We start from the raw sequence: 24,921 nt of genomic DNA on the forward strand, positions 1-24,921 counted from the left end.
CGCCATCAATGGCCCCAGCTACCGGCTCAAGAACCGCCTCAAGGCCATCGAGCGAGAGACCGACGTGGCCTGACAGCTGGGGACGTTCGTCTGTACGCACCTGGAGAGAAAAGCCCGTACGCCGACAGCGATGCGCGGGATGTGGTGCAGGTCAAGTACGAGATGGTGCGGCGGGTGCGCGTGGACAAGGTGCCCGTCGCCCAGGCCGCCCGGGCCTTCGGCTACTGCCGGCAGGCGTTCTATGAGATCGCCGCCGCCCTGGACGCCGGCGGGCCGTCAGCCCTGGTTCGGGGCAAGCCCGGCCCGAAGGGCCCGACCAAGCTGACCGCGCAGGTCATGGACCGCGTCGAGGGCTGGCGGGCGGTCGAACCATCCCTGACCTCAACGCAGTTGACGGCCAAGGTGCACGCCGAGTTCGGCTTCTCTGTCCACCCGCGCTCCATCGAGCGCGCGCTGACCCGCCGCGAGCCGGAGAGCGACCCCCAACCAGAGCCCATAGCCCGCACCGGCTCCCAGCACTGACCCCGCGGCGGGCATCACCGAGTACGAGCGGCTGCGCGAGACGGCAGGCCGGGGCGGGCACCGCCACGGGCTCGGCGTGCTGGTGGCCCGCGGCATGGTCGCATTTCTGCGGGCCGCCGCGGCCCTGGCCGCCGCGGCGATGCCGCGGAGCCCGGTTGCAGCCCCGCCGACAGCGCGTGAGACGCCCATCGGGCTGGACCCGCAGATCGTCCGGGTGTGGTCGCGGATGGTGCTGGCCCACGCCCACAGCCCATGACCAGCAGCAACCCTCATAAGAAAGCAGGGGAGTTGATGGAGTCAGTGTTCGGGCCGGCGGCCAAGGTGACCGCCGCCCACCTCGCCAGAGGCGCCTACCTGTATGTCCGGCAGAGCTCGCTCAAGCAGGTGATCAACAACACCGAGTCCACAGTTCGCCAGTACGGGCTCAAGGAGCGGGCGGTCGCGCTGGGCTGGCCAGCCGACCGGATCATCGTCATCGACACCGATCAGGGCCAATCCGGTGCCTCGGCCGCCGACCGGGAGGGCTTCCAGCGGCTGGTCACCGAGGTCGGCATGGGACACGCCGGCATCGTCCTCGGCCTGGAAGTGAGCCGGCTGGCCCGCAACAACACCGACTGGCACAGGTTGCTCGAGATCTGCGCGATGTCCGGGACGTTGATCTTGGACGAGGACGGCCTCTACGACCCCTGCGATTTCAATGACCGCTTGCTGCTGGGCCTCAAAGGCAGTCTCTCGGAGGCGGAGTTGCACCTGCTCAAGGCCAGGTTGCGGGGCGGTCAGCTGTCCAAGGCCCGCCGCGGGGAGCTGATCAGCCCGCTGCCGGTCGGCCTGGTCTACGGCCCGGCCGGAAAGGTCGCCCTCGACCCCGACAGCGCCATCCAGCAGGCCATCCGCGTGGTCTTCGAGCTGTTCGACGCGACCGGGTCGGCCACCGGCGTGGTCAAGGCGTTCAACCACGAGGGCCTGCGACTGCCCCGCCGCATCGCCCACGGCCCGGGCAAGGGCCAGGTCGTGTGGGCGCCGGCCCAGCACTCGCGGATCCTGCAGATCCTGCACAACCCGCGCTATGCCGGGGCGTTCTTCTACGGCCGCTACCAGCACAAACCCACCCCCGGCACCGGGAAGAGCGGGCCCCGCCTGCTGCCGCGCGAGCAGTGGGTCGCCTTCTTCCCCGACCACCACCCCGGATACATCACGCTCGAGCAGTACGACGCGAACCAGGCCAAACTCGCCTCCAACGCCACCGCGCACGGCAAGGACCGCCGCCACGGCCCGCCGCGCGAGGGCCCAGCCCTGCTGCAGGGCATCGCGGTCTGCGGGATCTGCGGCCGGCGCATGACCGTGCGCTATCACCAGCGCAAGGACCGGCTGGAGCCGGAGTATGTCTGCCAGGCCAAGAACATTCAGTACGGCAACCCGATCTGCCAGCGCGTCCACGGCACCGTCGTCGACGCCGCCGTCGGCGAACTGCTGGTCACCGCGCTGACCCCGCACGCGGTGCAGGTGGCGCTCGCCGTCGCAGACGAGCTGGCCGCCCGCGCGGACGAGGCCGACCGGCTGCGGGCCGCCACCGTCGAACGCGCCCAGTACCAGGCCGACTTGGCCCGCCGTCGCTACCTCGCTGTCGATCCCGACAACCGTCTGGTCGCCACCAGCTTGGAAGCCGACTGGAACCAGGCTCTGCGCGAGCTCGCCGAGGCCACCGATACCTACGAGAAGACAAAAGCCGCCGAAACCGGTGTCCTCGACGAGACCCAGCGGGACCGGGTCACCGCACTGGCCCGCGACTTCCCGGCCCTGTGGGCGGATCCGGAAACACCCGACCGCGAACGCAAACGCCTGGTGCGGCTGCTGGTCACCGACGTCACCCTGGTCCGCGCGGAGCAGATCACCGCCCACGTCCGCCTCACCGGTGGGCAGGAGCACACGCTGGTCAGGCCCGTCCCGCTGGCCTCCTGGCAGATCCGGCAGACCCCGGCCGAGGTCGTCGCCGCCGTCGACGAGCTCCTGGACGACCACACCGACGGCCAGATCGCGAAGATCCTCACCGAGCGCGGCCACGTCTGCGGCGGTGGCCAGCCCATCGGCCCGGGAACCATCAAGCACATCCGGAATGCCTACAACCTGCGCAGCCACCCCCAACGACTCGCCAAGGAAGGGCTGTTCAGCCTGAACGAGATCGCCCGCCGCCTGCACGTGCACACCAACACCGTCAAGAAGTGGCGCAACGACGGCCTGCTGACCGGCCGCCTCGCCAACGACAAGGGTGAGTACTTCTACCAGCTGCCCGGCCCGGAGTTCACCAGGCCCCGCATCGGTCGGCCGCCCAACCCGCGGTCCGCACCCGAGGAAACACCGATCGAATCAGCCCCAGGAGGCGCAGTATGAAGCACGAGGTTTCTCGAAGGGCGACGCCTTGTGCGTCGGCTGCAGGTTGATGCCCAAGTAGCGGCAGGACGCGCGGAAGTTGTTCGAGATGAAGACCTTGCCGTGGTCGCAGACGATCGTGTCCGGCACGATCACGGGCCTTCCAGTCGCGTGCTCCAGCCGCTCGTCCAAGGCCGTCAGCCGCCGGTGCGGCAGCACCGATCTCGACATCCGAAGAGCTTCCGGCCAGCCAGGACGCATCATCTCAGGGGTGATGCTCTGGGCCAGGAGGGCGGAGGCGTCGGCCGCCTTGGTTGTCGGCCGCAGGACCGCGGCGGCCAGTGACCTGGTCGCCAGGTCGATCATGGCGGTCAGCTCGACCTTGCCAGCAATGCCGTCGTCCAGCCGGACCAGGACGTCCAGCGGCGTGGAGTCGATCTGCATCCACTCGCCCGGCGCGCAGGCCGGCACCTCCCCGAACGGTCCGGCCGGACGCGCGTTCACCGAACGGCGTGTCGTCGCCGAGCCCGTCGCGTGAGTGCCGGCGGCCAGCTTGTCGAACAGCCGGTAGAGCGTGCGCTGTGAGGGCACCTCGATGTCCTGCGCGTCCTCACGGGAGGCCAGGATCTGCGTCGCCCGCCAGACCACGAAGCCGATCGTCTTCGACGACGCCTCGGCCGTCTCGCCGATCGCCTGCCGCATCGCCTCGACCACCGCCGGGGCCACCCGGCCGAAGGACGGCATCTGTTTGGCCGACCGGCCGTCGGCCAGTCCGACCAGTCCGTCGCGCTGGTAGCGCTGGCGCCGCTGTTTGACACCGCTGGCCGTCATCGCGTGCCCGGCGGCCGTCAGCTCGGCAGCCTTGGTCCGCTCCCGCTGAGCCAGCGAGTTCCGTTCCGGGTCGAACTCAGGCCGTGGCACCGTTCCCGCGGGAGCATCCGGTGGCAAGCCGTCCAGCACCTCCAGAATGTGCCTCTCCCACCAACGGGCTTGTTCCGCAGCGGTCTGCGGGAACTCCGCGATCCTGGCCGACGGAGGCACTCGCCGTTCGTCCCCGGCCCCCGTCACCGAACGCTTCCGCCCGCCAGGCGCACGAGGGCGGACGGCCCCAGCAGCCCTGCCGCCAGGCCCTCAGCGGTCAGCTCGCGCAACCAGAGGAGATGGAACAGGACGGGGAGCGTCTCAAGCCGGTCACCGGCCGCATCCGCGCCGGCCATCAACGGGACCGGTGTCGCGAAGACCTCCCGGAGCCGGTCCACGACCGGCCCACGCCGGCACCGGGGATGCCGGTAGCGCGACAGCCACCGCACGTTCGCCAGCAGCACTTCCTCCGGGACCCCGACCCGCTTGAAGCCCCACCCGGCCTGACGGCAGGCTCGGCGCGTTACCTCGAACGCCTCCGAGTCCCTCGCCTCGATCCGTTCATCGGCGCGGACGTCCACGACCACCGCCGAGCCGTCCGCGCGGCGCACGAAGTAGTCCGGCGCGTGCCGACGCTCCCGCTCGCCGTCGTGCCAGTGCAGCCAGAACGGCTGCGAGGCGATCCCCACCACCCCGGGATCGAAATCCATCAGCACAAGCCGATCCCGCTCCAGCCACGACTCGAAACCCACGTGCTGCCCGGTCGTCGCCGCCCAGTACCAGCCCGAGAAGTGACGCTCACCGCGCGACCAGCGAAACGGCCGCACTGCAGCCACGTTCTCGAACCGAGCCGTCACGCAGTCCAGCAGGGGCCGCCGCCGAGACTCCCGTGCTGCATCCACGTACGACAGCTCGACATACGGCTCCGCAAGATCCGCCCCGACCGGTACGGCCACCCAACACCCCCAGCACGTCACCTCGTACGACTGGGTTCGCTGGCAAGGAAGTCGGAACGACTGGGTTCGCTGTCAAACGCCTCGATTGGATGACAGGGGACAACCGTGCCCGCGCATGACCATCCCGCCCCCATGTACTAGAGTTATCTCGACATCGAGATATCTGCCAGGAGCACCGCAGCCGCCCTTCAAGTAAGGAACGCCTAACTTAGTCTCGCCTTAGTGGACTGGCCGAGATGCCGTGGCGGCAGGATCGTGGTGGTACGCGCACATGAGTGAAGGAGACTGTCGTGTCGGCGAACAGCTTCGACGCCCGCAGCACGCTGCAGGTGGGCGACGAGTCGTACGAGATCTTCCGGCTTGACAAGGTCGAGGGCTCGGCCCGGCTGCCTTACAGCCTGAAGGTGCTGCTGGAGAACCTGCTCCGCACCGAGGACGGCGCGAACATCACCGCCGACCACATCCGTGCCCTCGGCAACTGGGACTCCCAGGCCAAGCCCTCGCAGGAGATCCAGTTCACGCCCGCCCGCGTGATCATGCAGGACTTCACCGGCGTGCCCTGCGTCGTGGACCTCGCCACCATGCGCGAGGCCGTCAAGGAGCTCGGCGGCGACGCGGCGAAGATCAACCCGCTGGCCCCGGCCGAGCTGGTCATCGACCACTCCGTCATCGCCGACAAGTTCGGTACTTCCGACGCCTTCAAGGTGAACGTCGAGCTGGAGTACGGCCGCAACAAGGAGCGCTACCAGTTCCTGCGCTGGGGTCAGACCGCCTTCGACGAGTTCAAGGTCGTCCCGCCCGGCACCGGCATCGTCCACCAGGTCAACATCGAGCACCTGGCCCGTGTGGTCATGGTCCGCGACGGCAAGGCCTACCCGGACACCCTGGTCGGCACCGACTCGCACACCACCATGGTCAACGGCCTCGGCGTCCTCGGCTGGGGCGTCGGCGGCATCGAGGCCGAGGCCGCCATGCTCGGCCAGCCGGTCTCCATGCTCATCCCGCGGGTCGTCGGCTTCAAGCTCACCGGCGAGCTGCCCGCCGGCACCACCGCCACCGACCTGGTGCTGACCATCACCGAGATGCTGCGCAAGCACGGCGTGGTCGGCAAGTTCGTCGAGTTCTACGGCGAGGGCGTCGCCGCCACCTCGCTCGCCAACCGCGCCACCATCGGCAACATGTCGCCGGAGTTCGGCTCCACCGCCGCGATCTTCCCGATCGACGACGAGACCCTGAACTACCTGCGCCTGACCGGCCGTCCCGAGCAGCAGGTCGCGCTCGTCGAGGCCTACGCCAAGGAGCAGGGCCTCTGGCTGGACCCGAAGGCCGAGCCGGACTTCTCCGAGAAGCTCGAGCTGGACCTGTCCACGGTCGTCCCGTCCATCGCCGGCCCGAAGCGCCCGCAGGACCGCATCGTCCTGGCCGAGGCCGCCCAGCAGTTCGCCAAGGACGTCCTCAACTACGTCGAGGCGCCCGTCGCCCAGACGCCGGCCGCCGCCTCCTCCGTGGTCGACGAGGCCAGCGCCGAGTCCTTCCCGGCCTCCGACGCCCCGGCCTACGGCCACGAGGAGAACGGTGCCGGCGCCCCGCAGCACGGCCAGGGCACCGGTGCCGTCCCGTCCAGCCCCGTCCAGGTGACCGCCCCCGACGGCACGACCTACGAGCTGGACCACGGTGCGGTGACGGTCGCGGCCATCACCTCCTGCACCAACACCTCCAACCCGTACGTCATGATCGGCGCCGCCCTCGTCGCCAAGAAGGCGGTCGAGAAGGGCCTGACCCGCAAGCCGTGGGTCAAGTCCACCCTCGCCCCGGGTTCGAAGGTCGTCACCGACTACTTCGAGAAGGCCGGCCTCACCCCGTACCTGGACAAGCTGGGCTTCAACCTCGTCGGCTACGGCTGCACCACCTGCATCGGCAACTCCGGCCCGCTGCCGGAGGAGGTCTCCCAGGCGGTCAACGACCACGACCTCGCCGTGGTCTCGGTCCTCTCCGGCAACCGCAACTTCGAGGGCCGGATCAACCCCGACGTCAAGATGAACTACCTGGCCTCCCCGCCGCTGGTCGTCGCGTACGCCATCGCGGGCTCCATGAAGGTGGACATCACCCGTGACGCCCTGGGCACCGACCAGGACGGCAACCCGGTCTACCTGAAGGACATCTGGCCCTCCGAGGCCGAGGTCAACGAAGTCGTGGCCGGCGCCATCGGCGAGGACATGTTCTCCAAGTCCTACAGCGACGTCTTCGCCGGCGACGTCCAGTGGCAGTCCCTGCCCGTCCCGACCGGTGACACCTTCGAGTGGGACCCGGAGTCCACCTACGTCCGCAAGCCCCCGTACTTCGAGGGCATGGGCATGGAGCCGGCCCCGGTCGAGGACATCTCCGGCGCCCGGGTGCTCGCCAAGCTGGGCGACTCGGTCACCACCGACCACATCTCCCCGGCCGGTGCCATCAAGGCCGACACCCCGGCGGGCCAGTACCTCACCGAGCACGGTGTCGAGCGCCGCGACTTCAACTCCTACGGTTCCCGCCGCGGCAACCACGAGGTGATGATCCGCGGTACGTTCGCCAACATCCGCCTGCGCAACCAGATCGCGCCGGGCACCGAGGGCGGCTACACGCGTGACTTCACGCAGGAGGGCGGCCCGGTCTCCTTCATCTACGACGCCTCGCGCAACTACATCGAGCAGGGCATCCCGCTGGTCGTCCTGGCCGGCAAGGAGTACGGCTCCGGCTCCTCCCGCGACTGGGCGGCGAAGGGCACCGCGCTGCTCGGCGTCAAGGCCGTCATCGCCGAGTCCTACGAGCGCATCCACCGCTCGAACCTCATCGGCATGGGTGTGCTCCCGCTGCAGTTCCCGGAGGGCCGGACGGCTCAGTCCCTCGGCCTGACCGGCGAGGAGACCTTCTCCATCGCCGGCGTCACCGAGCTCAACGAGGGCCGTACGCCGAGCACGGTGAAGGTCACCACCGACACCGGTGTGGAGTTCGACGCGGTCGTCCGCATCGACACCCCCGGTGAGGCCGACTACTACCGCAACGGCGGCATCATGCAGTACGTGCTGCGCAGCCTGATCCGCAAGTAACGGATTTCTCAGGGCAGTTGGGCCGCATCCCCGGTAACGGGGGTGCGGCCCGCCTTTGTGCGCCAAACCGGCCCCAGGCGTTTACAGCCGTCGCCGGCCGCGCTAGGTCCACCGGCAAGCGAGGTGGGAGCGCTCCCACTCGGTGGACCGGAACCCGCCGGACGGGAGCTGCTCCCGCCTCGCCCGCCCCGGCCGCCGATGACCGGTCCGTGCCCGAAAGCCCGAACGCCCGAACGCCCGAAGGGCCCGGAGGGGGCGGATCCTCGGGACCCGCCCCCTCCGTCACGCGTGTGCGTGCCTCACGCCAGCAGCTCCACCTCCGCCAGCGCCGAGGCGCCGTCCAGGACCAGGCGGTACTTCTGGTACGCGCCCGGCGAGGCGATCGTGAAGGGGCGGGTCTGCCGGTCCCAGGCGAAGGACTCGCCGGAGCGCCGGTCCACCGTCTTCCAGGTCCTGCCGTCGGTGGAGGCCTCGAGGGTCCAGCCGGCCGGGGCCCTGGTGCGGTCGGCGGACGAGGTCAGGGTGTACTGGACCGCCCTGGTGGCCCCGGCCACCGGCAGGTCCACCGTCGTCACGGTCGCGTCCGTCGACGAGGTGTCGTCGAACAGCGCACCGTCCCCCTTCAGCACGTCCGACCGCGGGCTCGGCGCCTTGTCGCCGGTCGTGATCGACACCGGCGCCGCGTCCCTGCCCGTGCCCCACGACGACGGCCGCGGGCCCATGTCGAACTGCAGGACCCCGCCCTTCGACAGCAGCGAGTGCGGCAGGCTCGTGGAGTTCCACGCCTTGCCGTTGAACCGCACGCCCTGCACGTAGACGTTCTTCGCGCTGTTCCCCGGCGCCTTGACGACGAGGTCACGGCCGTTCTCCAGGTGGACCGTCGCCTTGGTGAACAGCGGGGAGCCGACGGTGTACTCCCCGCTGCCCATCACCAGCGGGTAGAAGCCGAGCGCGGAGAAGAGGTACCAGGCCGACTGCTCGCCGTTGTCCTCGTCGCCGTGGTAGCCCTGGCCGATCTCGCTGCCGACGTAGAGCCGGGAGAGCACCTCACGGACCTTCTCCTGTGCCTTCCACGGCTGTCCGGCCGCGGCGTACATGTAGGCGACGTGGTGGGCGACCTGGTTGGAGTGGCCGTACTGGCCCATCCGCACGTCCCGCGCCTCGGTCATCTCGTGGATGACACCGCCGTAGGAGCCGACGAACTCGGGGGAGGCCGTCTCCGGCGTGGCGAAGTAGGTGTCCAGCTTGTCCGCGAGGCCCTTCCGTCCGCCGTACAGGTTCGCCAGGCCCCGGCTGTCCTGCGGGGCGGTGAAGGCGTAGCCCCAGCCGTTGGTCTCCGTGTAGTCGTAGCCCCACACACGCGGGTCGTACTTCGACGAGTCCAGGCGCCGGTCGCCCTTGGCGTCACGGCCCTGGAAGAAGCCCGCCTCGGGATCGAAGAGCTTCACGTAGTCCTGGGCCCGGTCGAGGAAGTACTCCGCCTCCTCCTTGTAGCGCTTTTGGCCCGTCTTCTTGTAGAGGGCCTCGCCCATCCTCGCGATGCCGTAGTCGTTGACGTAGCCCTCCATCGCCCAGGACAGGCCCTCGTGCGTGGCCGTGGTGGTGTAGCCGAGGAAGGGGGAGGTGCTCATGCCCTTGCGGCCCACGCCCGAGGACGGCGGCACGGCGGTGGCGTTCTTCACCGCCGCGTCGTACGCCGCCTTCGCGTCCATCGGCACGCCCTTGACGTACGCGTCCGCGAACGCCACGTCCGAGGAGGTGCCCGTCATCAGGTCGGCGTAGCCGGGGGAGGACCAGCGGGAGGTCCAGCCGCCGTCCTTGTACTGCTGCACGAAGCCGTCCACCATCTCGCCCGCCTGACGCGGTGTCAGGAGCGAGTACGCCGGCCAGGTGGTCCGGTAGGTGTCCCAGAAGCCGTTGTTGACGTACACCTTGCCGTCGACGATCTTCGCGCCGGTGTGCGTCGGGGTGTCCTCACCGCGCATCGGCGAGAACGGGGAGGCGTACCGGTACGTCCCGCCCACCTTCTCGAAGCCCGAGTTCGGGTACAGGTACAGCCGGTACAGGCTGGAGTAGAGCGTGGTCAGCTGGTCCGGCGTGGCGCCCTGGACCTCGACCCTGCCGAGCACCTTGTCCCAGGCGCGCTGGGCGCGCTTCTTGACGGTGTCGAAGGAGGTGCCGTCCGGGATCTCCTGGCGCAGGTTGTCCTTCGCCTGGTCGAGGCCGATCAGGGAGGTGGCCAGCCGCAGGGTGACGGTGCGGTCCTTGCCGGCGTCGAAGCGCAGGTGCCCCTTGACGCCGCTCGCCGAGCCGTCCTTGACCGGCTTGTCGAAGACGCCGTACACGAAGAGCCGGGTGGCGCCGGTGGACAGCCCGGACTTCACGTCCGAGTAGCCGGTGACGATGCCGTGCTCCTTGTCCAGGGTCAGGCCCGCCTGCTCGGTGACGTTGTCGAACAGGACGCTCGCGTCGTCGCCCGGATAGGTGAAGCGCAGTACGGCCGCGTGGTCGGTCGGCGTCATCTCCGCCTTGAGACCGTTCTCGAACCGCACTCCGTAGTAGTACGGCCGCGCGGTCTCGTTCTCGTGCCGGAAGGCCAGCGCGCGGGCGGTGCGGCCGGTGTCCGGGGTGCCGGACGCGGCGGACGGCATCACCTGGAAGGTCTGCCGGTCACCCATCCAGGGGCTGGGCTCGTGGCTCGCGCTGAACGCCTGGACCGTCGGCAGGTTGTCGTCGTTGTTCGCACGCGCGTACTCGTACAGCCAGCTCAGCGAGGACGCGTTGGTCACCGGCGTCCAGAAGTTGAAGCCGTGCGGGACGGCGGTCGCGGGGAAGGTGTTGCCGCGCGAGAAGCTGCCGCTGGAGTGGGTGCCGCGGGTGGTCAGCGCGTAGTCCGACAGGTGGGCCCGGGGCTTGTCGGGGGCGGCCCGCTCGATGACCACGTCGTCCAGCCAGCCGCGGAACTTCGCCGGGCCGGCGGGGGAGTCGTAGGCGAGGAGTATCCGGTCGACCGTCTTGCCGGCCGCGACCGAGCCGATCCGCGACACGACGTTGTTCCACTGGTTGACGTACAGGGCCTTGGCCGCGCCCTGCCCCTGCGGGCTCAGCGTGAAGCCGTGCTGGTCGGTGGCGCCCAGCCGGCTGAGGTGGGTGCCGTCGGTGAAGGCGAGGTCCACGGCGACGTGGGTGGCGGCGTAGTCGCGGTCGCCGTCGGCCATCGACGGGTAGAGGCGGTACGACAGCCGGGTGTCGCGGGCGACCTCGACGTCGACGTCGAAGACCTTGTTGTACGAGTACGCCCGGCCCTCGGCCGTGTGCCGGCCGGCGTACCTCAGCGCCCGCTTGCCCGTGTAGCCGGCGCCCGGTTTCGCCGTCGGGGAGCCGCTCGGGCCGCGGTCGACGAGGGAGAGCATGTCCTGCGGGACGGGGCCGTCGCCGCCGCCGGTGGAGAACTGCACGTCGGCCAGCTGGAGTATGGTCGAGGCGCCGTTGTTCCTGGTGATGTCGATCCGGAAGTGCCGGTACTCGGCCGGCTCGGCCAGGTCGTACGTCCTGGTCTGGAACCGTTCGGAGAAGTCCTCGCCCGAGCGGGCGTCGAGGGTCTTCCAGTCCTTGCCGTCGGCGGAGCCCTTCAGGGTCCAGTCCTTCGGGTCGCGCCCGTCGAAGTCGTTGGCCGAGGTGAGGGCGTACCGGGCGATCTTCCGCGGCTCGTCGAAGTCGAACTCGACCCAGCGGGTGGCCTCGAAGGTCAGCCACTTGGTGCCGGACTCGCCGTCGACGAGGTTCTCCTTCACCTCGCCGGCGCCCGCGTTCTCCCCGCTGGCCCGGACGTCGGTGACGTGGTCGTTCACACTGCCCGGGATGCCGGTGCTGTAGCCGCCGTCCACACCCGAGGCGCGCTTGCTCCCGTCCCCGGCGGTGTCGACCGTGTTCAGCCAGTTTGGTGCCGGCTCGCCGGTCTCGAACGAGGAGGCGAACTCCCGGTCGGCGGCCGGGGGCTTGCCGGGCAGGGCGACCGCCGCCCCCTGCGAGCCGGCCGCCATGACAAAGGCGGTCGTGAGGACGACCGCCGGACCCCATCTGTGCCGTACTCCGCGCTGCATACGCGACGACCCTCCCTGGGTTACCTGCACTTCGGACAACGTTGTCAGCTCGGTGCGCAGAGACCAGTAGGGGGCCAAGTTGTCAGTGATGTCAAGGGTGTTGGGTGTGGCATTCGGGCGCAAAGCTGTGAATATTTCCGTCAGGGAGGCCCGCGGGCGGCTCATGTTCCGGCCGAGGTCTCAACTCGGAAAAGACCGGCGGGGAACCTTGCATTCGATCTTGCTCAGCTGACGGGAAGTGGACTATACCTGTCGGCGTCCGCATGGTCGTCCGAAAGGCCGTCAAGCGGGCCCGGAAGGAGCCGGAAAGGTGGTGTGACGTGCGAAACGCGTCAGCCTCCTTGTTTTCCCACCGGTACCGGTAGATGACGCACGAAGTAACTCCTGCACGACCCAGCTTGACCCGACCGCGGTGCCGGGGAGGATCCGGTTCACCGCCTGAGTCCTGGAGAAAGCGAGGACTTGAGCATGGGATCCACTTCCGCCGAGAACCACACAGGCGTCGGCCGCCGGGATCTGATCAAGCGGTCCGCCGCACTCGGTCTGATCGGCGTCCCCACGATGGGTTTCCTGTCCGCGTGCGCCAGCGGTGGCGGCGGCGGCCAGGACAAGGCCAAGACCGGCAAGAAGACCGAGAAGAACCCGCTCGGCGTCAACGACACCGCGCAGATGGAATTCGTACTGTTCGACGGCGGCTTCGGCAAGGAGTACGCCGAGGACGCCGTGAAGGTCTACGAGAAGGCCTTCCCCCAGGCCAAGGTGAAATTCTCCGCCACCCAGAAGATCCAGTCCACGCTCCAGCCGCGCTTCAACCAGGGCACCCCGCCGGACCTCATCGACAACTCCGGCGCCGAGCAGATGGACATGGGCGTCCTCGTCGGCAAGAACCAGCTCGCGGACCTCACCCCGCTGCTGGACGCGCCGTCCTACGACGATCCGGGCAAGAAGGTCCGCGACACGCTGCGCCCGGGCATCGTGGAGATGGGCCAGTTCGACGGCAAGCCGGTGTGGATCCTGTACTACGCCTACACGGTGTACGGCGTGTGGTACTCGCAGAAGGCCCTGGACTCGCTCGACGAGCAGTACCCGGAGACCTGGGACCAGATGCTCAAGGTCTGCGAGAAGGCCAAGAAGAAGGGCATGGCCGGCTGGACGTACGCCGGCAAGTACCCGTACTACCTCCCCTTCTCGCTCTACCCGATGATCGGCAAGGTCGGCGGCCGCGAGGTCCTCGACGCGATCGACAACCTCGAGCCGGGCGCCTGGAAGCACCCGGCGGTCAAGGCCTGCTTCGAGGCCTACTACGAGCTCTACAAGAAGGGCTACGTCCTCAAGGGCACCCCGGGCCTGGACCACATCCAGTCGCAGACCGCCTGGGCCAAGGGCAAGGCGCTGTTCCTCCCGAACGGCTCCTGGGTGGAGAACGAGTCCGCCAACGTCATCCCGCAGGACTTCGACCTCGCCGTCTCCGCGCCCACCGGCATCGACGGCTCCGACAAGATGCCCTTCGGCACCATCTGGGCCTCCGGCGGCGAGCCCTTCATCGTCCCGGCCAAGGCGAAGAACGCCGAGGGCGGCATGGAGCAGCTGCGCATCATGCTCAGCGAGGCGTCCTCGAAGAACTTCACCGCCAAGGTGAAGTCGCTGACCGCGTACAACGGCGGCACCAGCGGCATCGACCTCACCCCGGGCCTGAAGTCCGGCGTCGCGGCGCTGGAGAAGGCCGGCTCCAACGTGGTGAACCCGCGGCTGCAGGACTGGTACGTGCAGCTGCAGAAGGAGAAGATCGGTGTGTCCGGCATCGGCGAGATGATGGCCGGCCGTCTCACCCCGGCCGAGGCCATCAAGAAGATCCAGGGTTTCGCCGACGAGGCCGCGAAGGACACGTCGGTCAAGCACTACAAGCACCAGTGAGACACCAGTGAGGCACCACTGAAACACCGGTGAATCCGTTGTGAGGATCCGTCACCAGCGGCACCACCCGCCCAGAGAACGGGGTCGGCAGCAATGCAGCACGGCAAGTACCGGTTCATCGTGGGGTTCCTGGCGGCACCCCTGGGGCTGTACGCGCTTTTGGTGATCTGGCCGTTCATCCAGTCCATCTACTACTCGTTCACGGACTGGACCGGCCTGAGCCCCGACTTCGCGATGGTCGGCTTCGACAACTACCGGAGGATGCTCGACGACGAGATCTTCTGGAAGTCGTTGCAGCACAGCCTGCTGTTCGCCCTGCTGCTGCCGCTGGTGACGATCGGTCTGGCGCTGTTCTTCGCCTTCATGATCAATGTGGGCGGGCGGTACCGCAGGGGCGGGCCGGTGATCTCCGGTGTCCGCGGCTCCTCGTTCTACAAGATCGTCTACTTCTTCCCGCAGGTGCTGTCCATCGCGATCGTGGCCCTGCTGTTCGCCTTCGCGTACAACCCGGACAGCGGCGCGATCAACTCCGTGCTGCGCGGGCTCGGGCTCGACAGTGTCCAGCCGCTGTGGCTGGGCGACCCGAACCTCGCCCTGTGGTGCGTGATGGCGGTGCTCGTCTGGTCCACGGTCGGCTTCTTCGTGGTCCTCTTCTCCGCCGGCATGGCCTCCATCCCGGCGGACCTGTACGAGGCCGCGCTGCTGGACGGCGCCGGCCGGTTCACCACCTTCTTCCGGATCACCCTGCCGCTGCTGTGGGACACCGTGCAGTCCGGCTGGGTCTACATGGGCATCCTCGCCCTCGGCGCGGAGTCGTTCGCGGTCGTACAGATCATGACGACCGGTCCGGGCGGTCCCGACTACTCGACCACCGTCATGGTCCTGTACGTGTACCAGAAGGCGTTCCGTGACGGTCAGGCCGCCTACGCCACCACGATCGGCGTCGCCCTGCTCGTCGTCACGCTGGCCTTCGCCGCGGTCGTGATGCGGCTGGGGCGGCGCGAGCGGCTGGAGTTCTGAGCATGAAAACGACCGAGACCCCCGCCTCCGCCCCCGTCCCGGCCGAGTCCGGTGCCGGCGTTTTCGGAGCCGGTTCTCCGGCGGGCGGAAAACCGCGCGGGAAGAACGGGAAGAAACGGGAGGGCGAGGTCCTCAACGTCTTCTCGCACGGCATTCTGGTCATCTGGGCGATCATGGTGGTCATGCCGCTGGTGTGGGCGGTGATGACGTCCTTCAAGGACGACAGCTCCATCTTCGGCTCGCCCTGGTCGCTGCCGGACAGGCTGCACTTCGAGAACTGGGCGCGGGCCTGGAGCGACGCCCACATGAGCGACTACTTCCTCAACACCGTGCTGGTGGTGGGCGGTTCGCTCGTCGGCACGCTGGTGCTCGGCTCGATGGCGGCGTACGTGCTGGCCCGGTTCGAATTCCCGGGCAACCGGTTCATCTACTACCTGTTCATCGGCGGTATGAGTTTCCCGATCATGCTCGCGCTGGTCCCGTTGTTCTACGTCGTGAACAACATGGGACTGCTGAACACCCTTCACGGTCTGATCCTGGTCTACATCGCCTACTCGCTGCCGTTCACCGTTTTCTTCCTGACCGCGTTCTTCCGGACCCTGCCGACGACGGTGGCCGAGGCCGCCTTCGTGGACGGCGCCTCGCACACCCGGACGTTCTTCCAGATCATGCTGCCGATGGCCAAGCCCGGCCTGATCAGCGTGGGCATCTTCAACTTCCTCGGGCAGTGGAACCAGTACATGCTGCCGACGGTCCTGAACACCGACCCGGACAAGCACGTGCTCACCCAGGGACTCGTCCAGCTGGCCGTCAGCCAGGGCTACAAGGGCGACTGGTCGGGCCTCTTCGCCGGCCTGGTGATGGCCATGCTGCCGGTCCTGGCCGCGTACATCATCTTCCAGCGCCAGGTGGTCCAGGGCCTGACGGCCGGCGCCCTCAAGTAGCCCCCGGCGCCCGTCCCCGGGCCCGCCCGCACACGCCAGGCGCCCCGGGCGGGGCCAGGGCTGCGGCTCACGCACCTCGGGTTGTTCGTCCCGGGCTGTGGATCCGGGCTCGCCGGTTTCGGGCCTCGCGGTCGTGTGCCGGGCGCTGCGCGCCCGTGCCGTGGGCCGTGGGCCTCGCGTCCCGGGTTTTGGGTTGTTCGTCCCGGGCTGCGGACCCGGGCTCACCGGTCTCTGGCCCTGCGCTTATGGACCAGGTGGGGCCTGCGGAGCGGCTCGCCCAGGGCCGCCCGGCGTCCCTCTAGCACGCCTTCGTCCATGTGTCCAAGGAGCTGTATAACGGTTCAACCTCTTGACGGGAGGCAACCCGAACAGCTCAGCTTAGAGTTCACTAGTTGGACATAGTCGGGGCCTCGCCGGAGCGGCCCCGCACTCAGGAGGTCGTTGTGGAGACTCCAGGGTCGCAGTCGTCGCTGCACCGAGCCAACCTGGAGCGGGTCGTACGGGCCGTGCGGCTGGCGGGATCGCTCACGCAGGCGGAGATCGCGAGGACCACGGGTCTGTCCGCGGCGACCGTCTCCAACATCGTGCGCGAGCTCAAGGACGGGGGGACGGTCCAGGTCACGCCCACGTCCGCGGGCGGGCGCCGAGCCCGTAGCGTATCGCTGAGCGGGGACGCCGGCATCGTGATCGGCGTCGACTTCGGGCACACGCACCTACGGGTCGCGATCGGCAACCTCGCCCACCAGGTGCTCGCCGAGGAGTCCGAGCCGCTGGACGTGGACGCCTCCTCGACCCAGGGCTTCGACCGGGCAGAGGAGCTGGTCAACCGCCTGATCGAGGCAACGGGCATCGACCGTACCAAGATCGCCGGCATGGGTGTCGGCGTACCCGGCCCGATCGACGTCGAGTCCGGCACCCTGGGCTCCACGGCGATCCTGCCGGGCTGGACGGGCGTCAAGCCCGCCGAGGAGCTGCGGGGGCGCCTCGGCGTGCCGGTGCACGTGGACAACGACGCCAACCTCGGCGCCCTGGGCGAGCTGGTCTGGGGCAGCGGCCGGGGCGTGCGCGACCTGGCGTACATCAAGATCGCCAGCGGTGTGGGCGCCGGTCTGGTGATCAACGGCAGGATCTACCGCGGCCCCGGCGGAACCGCGGGTGAGATCGGTCACATCACCCTCGACGAGTCCGGCCCGGTCTGCCGCTGCGGAAACCGGGGCTGCCTGGAGACCTTCGCCTCCGCCCGGTACGTGCTCCCGCTGCTCCAGCCCAGCCACGGCACCGACCTGACCATGGAGGACGTCGTACGGCTGGCGCGGGACGGCGACCCGGGCTGCCGGCGGGTGATCGCCGACGTCGGCCGTCACGTCGGCAGCGGAGTCGCCAACCTCTGCAACCTGCTCAACCCCAGCCGGGTCGTCCTCGGCGGCGACCTCGCGGAGGCCGGTGAGCTGGTCCTGGCGCCGATCAGGGAGTCCGTCGCCCGCTACGCGATCCCCAGTGCGGCCCGCCGGCTCTCCGTGCTTCCGGGGGCCCTCGGGAGCCGCGCGGAGGTCCTCGGGGCGCTCGCCCTGGCGCTCAGCGAAATGGGCGATTCGACCCTGTTGGACGGAACCCTGCACCTGGCGACGCCTGCCTTCACTTAGAGAACGGATGGCACCGTTGCCATCTCGTTAAGTATTTACTTCTTGACGTCGCACGCGCGGCCGAGTTGACTTCCAGCCACCTCGGCCGCAACGACGCGGCCTCGTCAGGGAGGTTTGAAGAAGTGAACACGCGTATGCGTTGCGCGGCCGTCGCCGTTGTCGCTGGTGCCATGGCCGTCTCGCTCGCCGCCTGTGGCAGCGCCAAGGAGTCCGACGGTGGCTCCTCGAAGTCGGCGGGCAGCGAGAAGAAGGGCGACGCGATCAAGGTCGGGCTGCTCCTGCCGGAGAACCAGACCGCTCGTTACGAGAAGTTCGACCGCCCGCTGATCGAGAAGAAGATCGCGGAGCTGACGAACAACAAGGGCAAGGTCGTCTACGCCAACGCCAAGCAGGACGCCACCCTGCAGAGCCAGCAGGTCGAGACGATGATCACCAACAAGGTGGACGTCCTGATCCTGGACGCGGTGGACGCCGCGGCCATCAAGAGCTCGGTCCAGAAGGCCAAGGACGCCGGCATCCCGGTCGTCGCCTACGACCGACTGGCGCAGGGCCCGATCGACGCCTACACCTCGTTCGACAACGTGACCGTCGGCAAGACCCAGGGCGAGGCGCTGCTGAAGGCGCTGGGCGACAAGGCCAAGTCCGGCAAGATCGTCATGATGAACGGCTCCTCCACCGACCCGAACGCCGCGCAGTTCAAGCAGGGCGCCCACGAGGTGCTGGACGGCAAGGTGAACATCGGCAAGGAGTACGACACCAAGGAGTGGAAGCCGGAGAACGCCAACTCCAACATGGAGGGCGCCATCTCCGCCCTCGGCAAGAAGAACATCGTCGGCGTCTACTCCGCCAACGACGGCATGGCCGGCGGCATCATCACCGCCCTCAAGGCCGCCGGCATCAAGGTCCCGGTCACCGGCCAGGACGCCGAACTCGCGGGTGTGCAGCGCATCGTCGCCGGTGAGCAGTACATGAGCGTCTACAAGCCGTACGCCCCCGAGGCGGACGCCGCCGCCGAGATGGCCGTCGCGCTCGCCCAGGGCAAGTCGCTCGACTCCATCGCCAAGGACAAGGTCGACAGCCCGACCACCAAGAACGTCCCCTCGATCCTGGTCGCGGTGACCTCGCTGACCCAGGACAACATCCAGGACACCGTCGTCAAGGACGGCGTCTACACCGTCGCGGACATCTGCACGGCCCAGTACAAGAAGGCCTGCGACAAGCTCGGTCTCAAGTAGGGCCCGGTCTGAAGTAAGCGACGCAAGCGCCTTCCCCGCCGGGGGAGTTCGTCCCTGAACTCCCCCGGCGGGACGCGCACCCGAGGCTCCCTCCGGCGCCCCGCCCATCCAAAGCCCCGCAAGCTCGTGCGGGGCGCCGGACGGAACAACCCCCCAATTCTCTGCACAACCTTCCGCCGGGTCAGGCGGCGAAGGAGATGGTTCACGTGTCCGCTACGCCCGTGCTGGCGTTGCGCGGGGTCTCCAAGCGGTTCGGTGCCGTCCAGGCGCTCACCGACGTAGAGCTTGAGGTCCACGCCGGTGAAGTGGTCGCCCTGGTGGGCGACAACGGCGCCGGAAAGTCCACGCTGGTCAAGACGATCGCCGGCGTGCACCCCATCGATGAGGGCGTCATCGAGTGGGAAGGCAAGGCCGTCCAGGTCAACAAGCCGAACGACGCCCAGAACCTGGGCATCGCGACGGTGTACCAGGACCTCGCGCTGTGCGACAACATCGACGTCGTCGGCAACCTCTTCCTCGGCCGGGAGATCCGCAGGCGCGGTGTCCTGGACGAGGTGGAGATGGAGCGCCGCTCCCGCGAGCTGCTGGACACGCTGTCCATCCGCATCCCCAGCGTCCGCATCCCGATCGCCTCGCTCTCCGGCGGTCAGCGCCAGGTCGTGGCCATCGCCCGCTCCATGCTCGGCGACCCCAAGCTGGTCATCCTCGACGAGCCCACCGCCGCCCTCGGCGTCGAGCAGACCGCGCAGGTCCTCGACCTGGTCGAGCGGCTGCGCGAGCGCGGTCACGCCGTGATCCTCATCAGCCACAACATGGCCGACGTCAAGGCCGTCGCCGACAAGGTGGCCGTCCTGCGTCTGGGGCGCAACAACGGCGTCTTCGAGGTCAAGTCGACCTCGCAGGAAGAGATCATCTCCGCCATCACCGGCGCCACGGACAACGCCGTGACCCGTCGTGCGGCACGCACCAATGGGGAGAGCAAGAAGTGAGCATCGACAAGACCTCCACACCCCCCGAGGACAGCGCCGTGGTGAACACCGAGGCGGCCGCCGGCGCGGCGACCGCGGTGGACCCCCGGCTGCTGGTGCGCGAGCAGGGCTTCGCGGGCTACATCACCGAGTTCAAGCGCAAGATAAAGGCCGGCGACCTGGGTTCCATACCGGTCGTCATAGGTCTGGCGATCATCTGGATCATCTTCCAGAGCCTGAACTCCAACTTCCTCACCGCGGGCAACCTCTCCGACATCTCCGTCGCCATGGTCGGCACGGGCATGATCGCCGTCGGCATCGTGTTCGTCCTGCTGCTCGGCGAGATCGACCTGTCGGTCGGCTCGGTCTCCGGTGTCGCGGGCGCCACCTTCGCGGTGCTGAACATCACGCACGGGATGAACGAGGTGCTGGCCCTGGTGCTGGCCATCCTCACCGGCACGGCGGCCGGCGCCATCCACGGCTTCGTCTTCGCCCGCATCGGCGTGCCCGCCTTCGCCGTGACGCTGGCCGGCCTGCTGTTCTGGCAGGGCTTCATGCTCCGGATCCTCGGCGACAACGGCACCATCAACCTCGACAGCGAAGGCATCGTCGCCAAGCTCACCAGCTACTACTTCAGCGACATCGCCGCCGCCTACGGGCTCGCCGTCGTGGCCGTCGCCGCGTACTTCCTGACCTCCTTCCTGGGCAACCGCCGCCGGGAGGCCGCCGGGATCCCCTCCCGCCCGCTCAGCGACCTCGTGCTGCGCACCGTGCTGCTGGCCGTCGTCTCCTTCGCCGTGGCGATCGTCTACAACCAGCACAAGGGCCTGCCCCTCGCCGTGGTGATCTTCCTCGCGGTGCTGGTGCTCACCGACTTCGTGCTGCGCCGCACGGCGTACGGGCGCAAGGTGTTCGCGCTCGGCGGCAGCGTCGAGGCCTCCCGGCGCGCCGGTATCAACGTGGAACTGGTCCGGATCTCGGTCTTCGCGATCGCCGGCGCCTTCGCCGCGATCGGCGGCCTCTTCGTCGCCTCGAAGATCGCCTCCGCCAACCAGGGCGCGGGCACCGGTGAGTTCCTGATGAACGTCATCGCCGCGGCCGTGATCGGCGGTACGTCCCTGTTCGGCGGCCGCGGCCGCACCTGGAACGCGCTCCTCGGTGTGCTGGTGATCGTCTCGATCCAGTACGGCCTCGCCCTGGAGGGCATCGCCGCCCCGGTCCAGTACATGATCACCGGTGGCGTCCTGCTGGCGACCGTCATCATCGACGCGGTCACCCGCAAGACCCAGAAGACGGCGGGCCGCGCGTAGGAAAGCGGCTCATCCGAGAACCGTGCCCGGCACCCGCGGCGGTGCCGGGCACGGTCGTGTCATGACGCGGCCCCTGCCGGGGGGCGGCCGTTCGTGTGACGCACGACCCCCCGCCCGGGCACCGGCCGCCCGGACGGAACACTAGACTCGACCCGCCCGGCAAAAAGCTCGATCAGCTCTACTGCAAGGAGGCACGGGTGCCGCTGCTGACCCGCATCAGGGGACCGCGCGATCTGGACCGGCTCAGCCTGGAGGAGCTGGACCAGCTGGCGGAGGAGATCCGGACCTTCCTCGTCACCGAGGTCTCCAAGACCGGCGGCCACCTCGGCCCCAACCTCGGTGTGGTCGAGCTGACCATCGCCCTGCACCGCGTCTTCGACTCGCCGAAGGACAAGGTGCTGTGGGACACCGGCCACCAGTCCTACGTGCACAAGCTGCTCACCGGCCGCCAGGACTTCTCCCGACTGAAGATGAAGGGCGGCCTGTCCGGCTACCCCTCGCAGGCCGAGTCCGAGCACGACGTCATCGAGAACAGCCACGCCTCCACCGTGCTCGGCTGGGCCGACGGCATCGCCAAGGCCAACCAGCTGCTGGAGCGGGACAGCCACGTCGTCGCGGTCATCGGCGACGGCGCGCTGACCGGCGGCATGGCCTGGGAGGCGCTGAACAACATCGCCGACGCCAAGGACCGCCCGCTCGTCATCGTCGTCAACGACAACGAGCGCTCCTACGCCCCGACCATCGGCGGCCTCGCCAACCACCTCGCCACCCTGCGCACCACCGACGGCTACGAGCGCTTCCTCGCCCGCACCCGGGAGATGCTGGAGCGCACCCCGGTCGTCGGCAGACCGCTGTACGAGACGCTGCACGGCGCCAAGAAGGGCCTGAAGGACTTCATCGCCCCGCAGGGCATGTTCGAGGACCTGGGCCTGAAGTACGTCGGCCCCATCGACGGCCACGACATCGAGGCCCTGGAGTCGGCGCTGTCCCGCGCCAAGCGGTTCGGCGGCCCCGTCATCGTGCACTGCCTCACCGAGAAGGGCCGCGGCTACCAGCCCGCCCTGCAGGACGAGGCCGACCGCTTCCACGCCGTCGGCAAGATCCACCCCGACACCGGTCTGCCGATCGCCACCTCCGGCGCCGACTGGACCAGCGTCTTCGGCGACGAGATGGTCAAGCTCGGCAAGGAACGCAAGGACATCGTCGCCATCACCGCGGCCATGCTCCAGCCGGTCGGCCTGGACAAGTTCGCCAAGGCCTTCCCCGACCGGATCTACGACGTCGGCATCGCCGAGCAGCACGGCGCCGTCTCCGCGGCCGGCCTCGCCCACGCCGGCGTGCACCCCGTCTTCGCCGTCTACGCCACCTTCCTCAACCGCGCCTTCGACCAGGTGCTGATGGACGTGGCCCTGCACAAGTGCGGCGTCACCTTCGTCCTGGACCGGGCCGGCGTCACCGGCACCGACGGCGCCTCCCACAACGGCATGTGGGACATGTCGATCCTCCAGGTCGTCCCCGGCCTGCGCCTGGCCGCCCCGCGCGACGCCGACCAGGTCCGCGCCCAGCTGCGCGAGGCCGTCGAGGTGGACGACGCCCCGACCGTGGTCCGCTTCTCCAAGGGCGCCGTCGGCCCCGCCGTACCCGCCGTGGGCCGCGTCGGCGGCATGGACGTCCTGCGCGAGCCCGGCACCGACACCCCGGACGTCCTCCTCGTCTCCGTCGGCGCCCTGGCCCCGATGTGCCTGGAGGTGGCCTCGCTCCTCGACAAGCAGGGCATCTCCACCACCGTCGTCGACCCGCGCTGGGTCAAGCCGGTCGACGAGGCCATGGCACCGCTCGCCGAGCGGCACCGCGTGGTCGTCACCGTCGAGGACAACTCCCGCGTCGGCGGCGTCGGCTCGGCCGTCGCCCAGGCCCTGCGGGACGCCGGCGTCGACGTACCACTGCGCGACTTCGGCATCCCGCCGCGCTTCCTCGACCACGCCTCCCGTGCCGAGGTGCTCGCGGAGATCGGCCTGACCGCGCCGGACATCGCCCGCCAGGTCACGGGCCTGGTCTCCAGGCTCGACGGCCTGCCCCACTCCCGGGCCCGCTCGAACGGGGGGACCCGCGCCGAGCGCCCGGCCGCCGAGGCCGACCCGGTGCAGTCCGCGCGCGACTGACCCACCCGAGTTCGGCGCCAGGACCCGATCGGGCCGGTTCCGCGACCTCCTACAGGTGGCGGAACCGGCCCCGCTGCGTGAACCTGCCAGTGCCGGGGCATACGCATCCCCAGCCCTCTCGATCATGTCGAGGACGACAAGCAGGGGAGGTAGGGCCGTGAGCACGACGCTCTTCCGGACGAAGAACGTGGAGCAGTCGATCCGGGACACCGAGGAACCGGAGCACGCGCTCCGGAAATCCCTCTCCGCCCTCGATCTGACCGTCTTCGGCATCGGTGTCATCATCGGCACCGGGATCTTCGTCCTCACCGGCGCGGCCGCGAAGGACCACGCCGGCCCCGCGGTGTCCCTGTCCTTCGTCCTGGCCGGGGTGGTCTGCGCGCTCGCCGCGCTCTGCTACGCCGAGTTCGCCTCCACGGTTCCGGTGGCCGGGTCCGCCTACACCTTCTCCTACGCCTCGCTCGGCGAGCTGCCCGCCTGGATCATCGGCTGGGACCTGGTGCTGGAACTCGCGCTCGGTACGGCGGTGGTCTCCGTCGGCTGGTCCGGCTACATCCACTCGCTGCTCGACAACGCGGGCTGGCACCTGCCCGAGTACCTCAGCGGGAGGGACACCGCGACCGGCTTCGGCTTCGACATCCTCGCCGCCCTCCTCGTGCTGGTCCTCACCGCCGTCCTCGTCCTCGGCATGAAGCTCTCCGCGCGGGTCACCTCGGTCGTCGTCGCCATCAAGGTGGCGGTCGTGCTCGTCGTGATCATCGCCGGTGCCTTCTTCGTCAAGGGAGGCAACTACAGTCCGTTCATCCCGAAGGCGGAGCCGGTGACGGCGGGCGGCAACCTCAAGGCACCACTCATCGAGCTGATGTTCGGCTGGGCTCCGTCCAACTTCGGCGTGATGGGCATCTTCACCGCCGCCTCCGTCGTCTTCTTCGCCTTCATCGGCTTCGACGTCGTGGCCACCGCCGCCGAGGAGACCCGCAACCCCCAGCGCGACGTGCCGCGCGGCATCCTCGGCTCGCTGGTCGTCTGCACCGCGCTGTACGTCGCCGTGTCGATCGTCGTGACCGGCATGCAGAAGTACAGCGCGCTGTCCGTGGAAGCACCCCTTGCCGACGCCTTCAAGGCCACCGGGCACCCGTGGTACGCGGGCCTGATCAGTTTCGGTGCCGCGATCGGTCTGACCACGGTGTGCATGATCCTGCTGCTCGGCCAGGCCCGGGTGTTCTTCGCGATGAGCCGGGACGGGCTGCTGCCCCGGTTCTTCTCGCACACCCACCCGCGGTTCCGCTGGCCGGGTCCGCCTACACCTTCTCCTACGCCTCGCTCGGCGAGCTGCCCGCCTGGATCATCGGCTGGGACCTGGTGCTGGAACTCGCGCTCGGTACGGCGGTGGTCTCCGTCGGCTGGTCCGGCTACATCCACTCGCTGCTCGACAACGCGGGCTGGCACCTGCCCGAGTACCTCAGCGGGAGGGACACCGCGACCGGCTTCGGCTTCGACATCCTCGCCGCCCTCCTCGTGCTGGTCCTCACCGCCGTCCTCGTCCTCGGCATGAAGCTCTCCGCGCGGGTCACCTCGGTCGTCGTCGCCATCAAGGTGGCGGTCGTGCTCGTCGTGATCATCGCCGGTGCCTTCTTCGTCAAGGGAGGCAACTACAGTCCGTTCATCCCGAAGGCGGAGCCGGTGACGGCGGGCGGCAACCTCAAGGCACCACTCATCGAGCTGATGTTCGGCTGGGCTCCGTCCAACTTCGGCGTGATGGGCATCTTCACCGCCGCCTCCGTCGTCTTCTTCGCCTTCATCGGCTTCGACGTCGTGGCCACCGCCGCC

16 protein-coding genes and 1 pseudogene are annotated in these 24,921 nt (G+C 69.0%); 14 read left to right on the forward strand and 3 right to left on the reverse strand.

Annotation, left to right across the window (positions count from 1 at the left end; all coding sequences use genetic code 11):
• The first annotated feature begins 141 nt into the window (after positions 1-141).
• The 3 genes from C1I97_RS08170 (at position 142) to C1I97_RS08175 (ending at position 2,910) form a co-directional block, all read left to right on the forward strand.
• Positions 142-522: a helix-turn-helix domain-containing protein gene (locus C1I97_RS08170; protein WP_258382474.1), complete on the forward strand. Its 381-nt coding sequence runs from the start codon at positions 142-144 to the stop codon at positions 520-522.
• 94 nt (positions 523-616) lie between these two features.
• Positions 617-778, forward strand: a complete 162-nt coding sequence (locus tag C1I97_RS39755; RefSeq protein WP_181446628.1) for a hypothetical protein — start codon at positions 617-619, stop codon at positions 776-778.
• Between the two features lie 35 nt (positions 779-813).
• Positions 814-2,910 carry a recombinase family protein gene (locus tag C1I97_RS08175; RefSeq protein ID WP_111002556.1) on the forward strand — a complete coding sequence of 699 codons (2,097 nt, stop codon included), beginning with the start codon at positions 814-816 and terminating at the stop codon, positions 2,908-2,910.
• On the opposite strand, the gene C1I97_RS08180 is transcribed toward C1I97_RS08175, so the two are convergent.
• On the reverse strand, positions 2,887-3,810 hold the full coding sequence (locus C1I97_RS08180; RefSeq protein ID WP_258382475.1) for a transposase family protein: 924 nt from the start codon (positions 3,808-3,810) through the stop codon (positions 2,887-2,889). The genes C1I97_RS08175 and C1I97_RS08180 overlap by 24 nt on opposite strands.
• 143 nt (positions 3,811-3,953) lie before the next feature.
• Positions 3,954-4,706, reverse strand: a complete 753-nt coding sequence (locus C1I97_RS08185; RefSeq protein ID WP_111002557.1) for a TnsA-like heteromeric transposase endonuclease subunit — start codon at positions 4,704-4,706, stop codon at positions 3,954-3,956.
• Positions 4,707-4,996: 290 nt separating this feature from the next.
• Here C1I97_RS08185 and C1I97_RS08190 point away from each other — a divergent pair, with 290 nt between their 5' ends.
• Entirely contained in the window at positions 4,997-7,792 is a 2,796-nt protein-coding gene (locus tag C1I97_RS08190; protein ID WP_111002558.1) for an aconitate hydratase, read from the forward strand.
• Between the two features lie 299 nt (positions 7,793-8,091).
• On the opposite strand, the gene C1I97_RS08195 is transcribed toward C1I97_RS08190, so the two are convergent.
• Positions 8,092-11,895 carry a GH92 family glycosyl hydrolase gene (locus C1I97_RS08195; RefSeq protein WP_181446629.1) on the reverse strand — a complete coding sequence of 1,268 codons (3,804 nt, stop codon included), beginning with the start codon at positions 11,893-11,895 and terminating at the stop codon, positions 8,092-8,094.
• Between the two features lie 468 nt (positions 11,896-12,363).
• On the opposite strand from C1I97_RS08195, the gene ngcE reads away from it, so the two are divergent.
• The 10 genes and pseudogenes from ngcE to C1I97_RS42935 all read left to right on the forward strand — a co-directional run.
• Positions 12,364-13,809, forward strand: a complete 1,446-nt coding sequence (ngcE, locus tag C1I97_RS08200; protein ID WP_111002559.1) for an N-acetylglucosamine/diacetylchitobiose ABC transporter substrate-binding protein — start codon at positions 12,364-12,366, stop codon at positions 13,807-13,809.
• A gap of 93 nt (positions 13,810-13,902) precedes the next feature.
• On the forward strand, positions 13,903-14,829 hold the full coding sequence (locus C1I97_RS08205) for a carbohydrate ABC transporter permease (RefSeq protein ID WP_111002560.1): 927 nt from the start codon (positions 13,903-13,905) through the stop codon (positions 14,827-14,829).
• A gap of 2 nt (positions 14,830-14,831) precedes the next feature.
• Positions 14,832-15,773: a carbohydrate ABC transporter permease gene (locus tag C1I97_RS08210; protein WP_111002561.1), complete on the forward strand. Its 942-nt coding sequence runs from the start codon at positions 14,832-14,834 to the stop codon at positions 15,771-15,773.
• A gap of 443 nt (positions 15,774-16,216) precedes the next feature.
• Positions 16,217-17,416 carry an ROK family transcriptional regulator gene (locus C1I97_RS08215; RefSeq protein WP_111002562.1) on the forward strand — a complete coding sequence of 400 codons (1,200 nt, stop codon included), beginning with the start codon at positions 16,217-16,219 and terminating at the stop codon, positions 17,414-17,416.
• A 134-nt stretch (positions 17,417-17,550) separates the two neighbouring features.
• Positions 17,551-18,651: a substrate-binding domain-containing protein gene (locus C1I97_RS08220; RefSeq protein WP_111002563.1), complete on the forward strand. Its 1,101-nt coding sequence runs from the start codon at positions 17,551-17,553 to the stop codon at positions 18,649-18,651.
• A gap of 197 nt (positions 18,652-18,848) precedes the next feature.
• Complete coding sequence (locus tag C1I97_RS08225; protein WP_181446630.1) at positions 18,849-19,640, forward strand: ATP-binding cassette domain-containing protein; 792 nt, start codon at positions 18,849-18,851, stop codon at positions 19,638-19,640.
• Positions 19,637-20,929: a sugar ABC transporter permease gene (locus C1I97_RS08230; RefSeq protein WP_111002565.1), complete on the forward strand. Its 1,293-nt coding sequence runs from the start codon at positions 19,637-19,639 to the stop codon at positions 20,927-20,929. Before C1I97_RS08225 ends, C1I97_RS08230 begins: the two co-directional genes overlap by 4 nt.
• A gap of 197 nt (positions 20,930-21,126) precedes the next feature.
• Positions 21,127-23,091 (forward strand): 1-deoxy-D-xylulose-5-phosphate synthase, encoded by a 1,965-nt coding sequence (gene dxs / locus C1I97_RS08235; RefSeq protein WP_111002566.1) that lies wholly within the window; start codon positions 21,127-21,129, stop codon positions 23,089-23,091.
• A gap of 157 nt (positions 23,092-23,248) precedes the next feature.
• Positions 23,249-24,397: pseudogene (locus C1I97_RS08240) on the forward strand (amino acid permease); the annotation flags it as partial.
• The coding region (locus tag C1I97_RS42935; RefSeq protein WP_441349092.1) for an amino acid permease at positions 24,280-24,921 on the forward strand (642 nt) is incomplete at its 3' end. The pseudogene C1I97_RS08240 and the gene C1I97_RS42935, both read left to right, overlap by 118 nt.

The sequence above is a fragment of the Streptomyces sp. NTH33 genome (assembly GCF_003236365.1).
Lineage (GTDB): Bacteria > Actinomycetota > Actinomycetes > Streptomycetales > Streptomycetaceae > Streptomyces.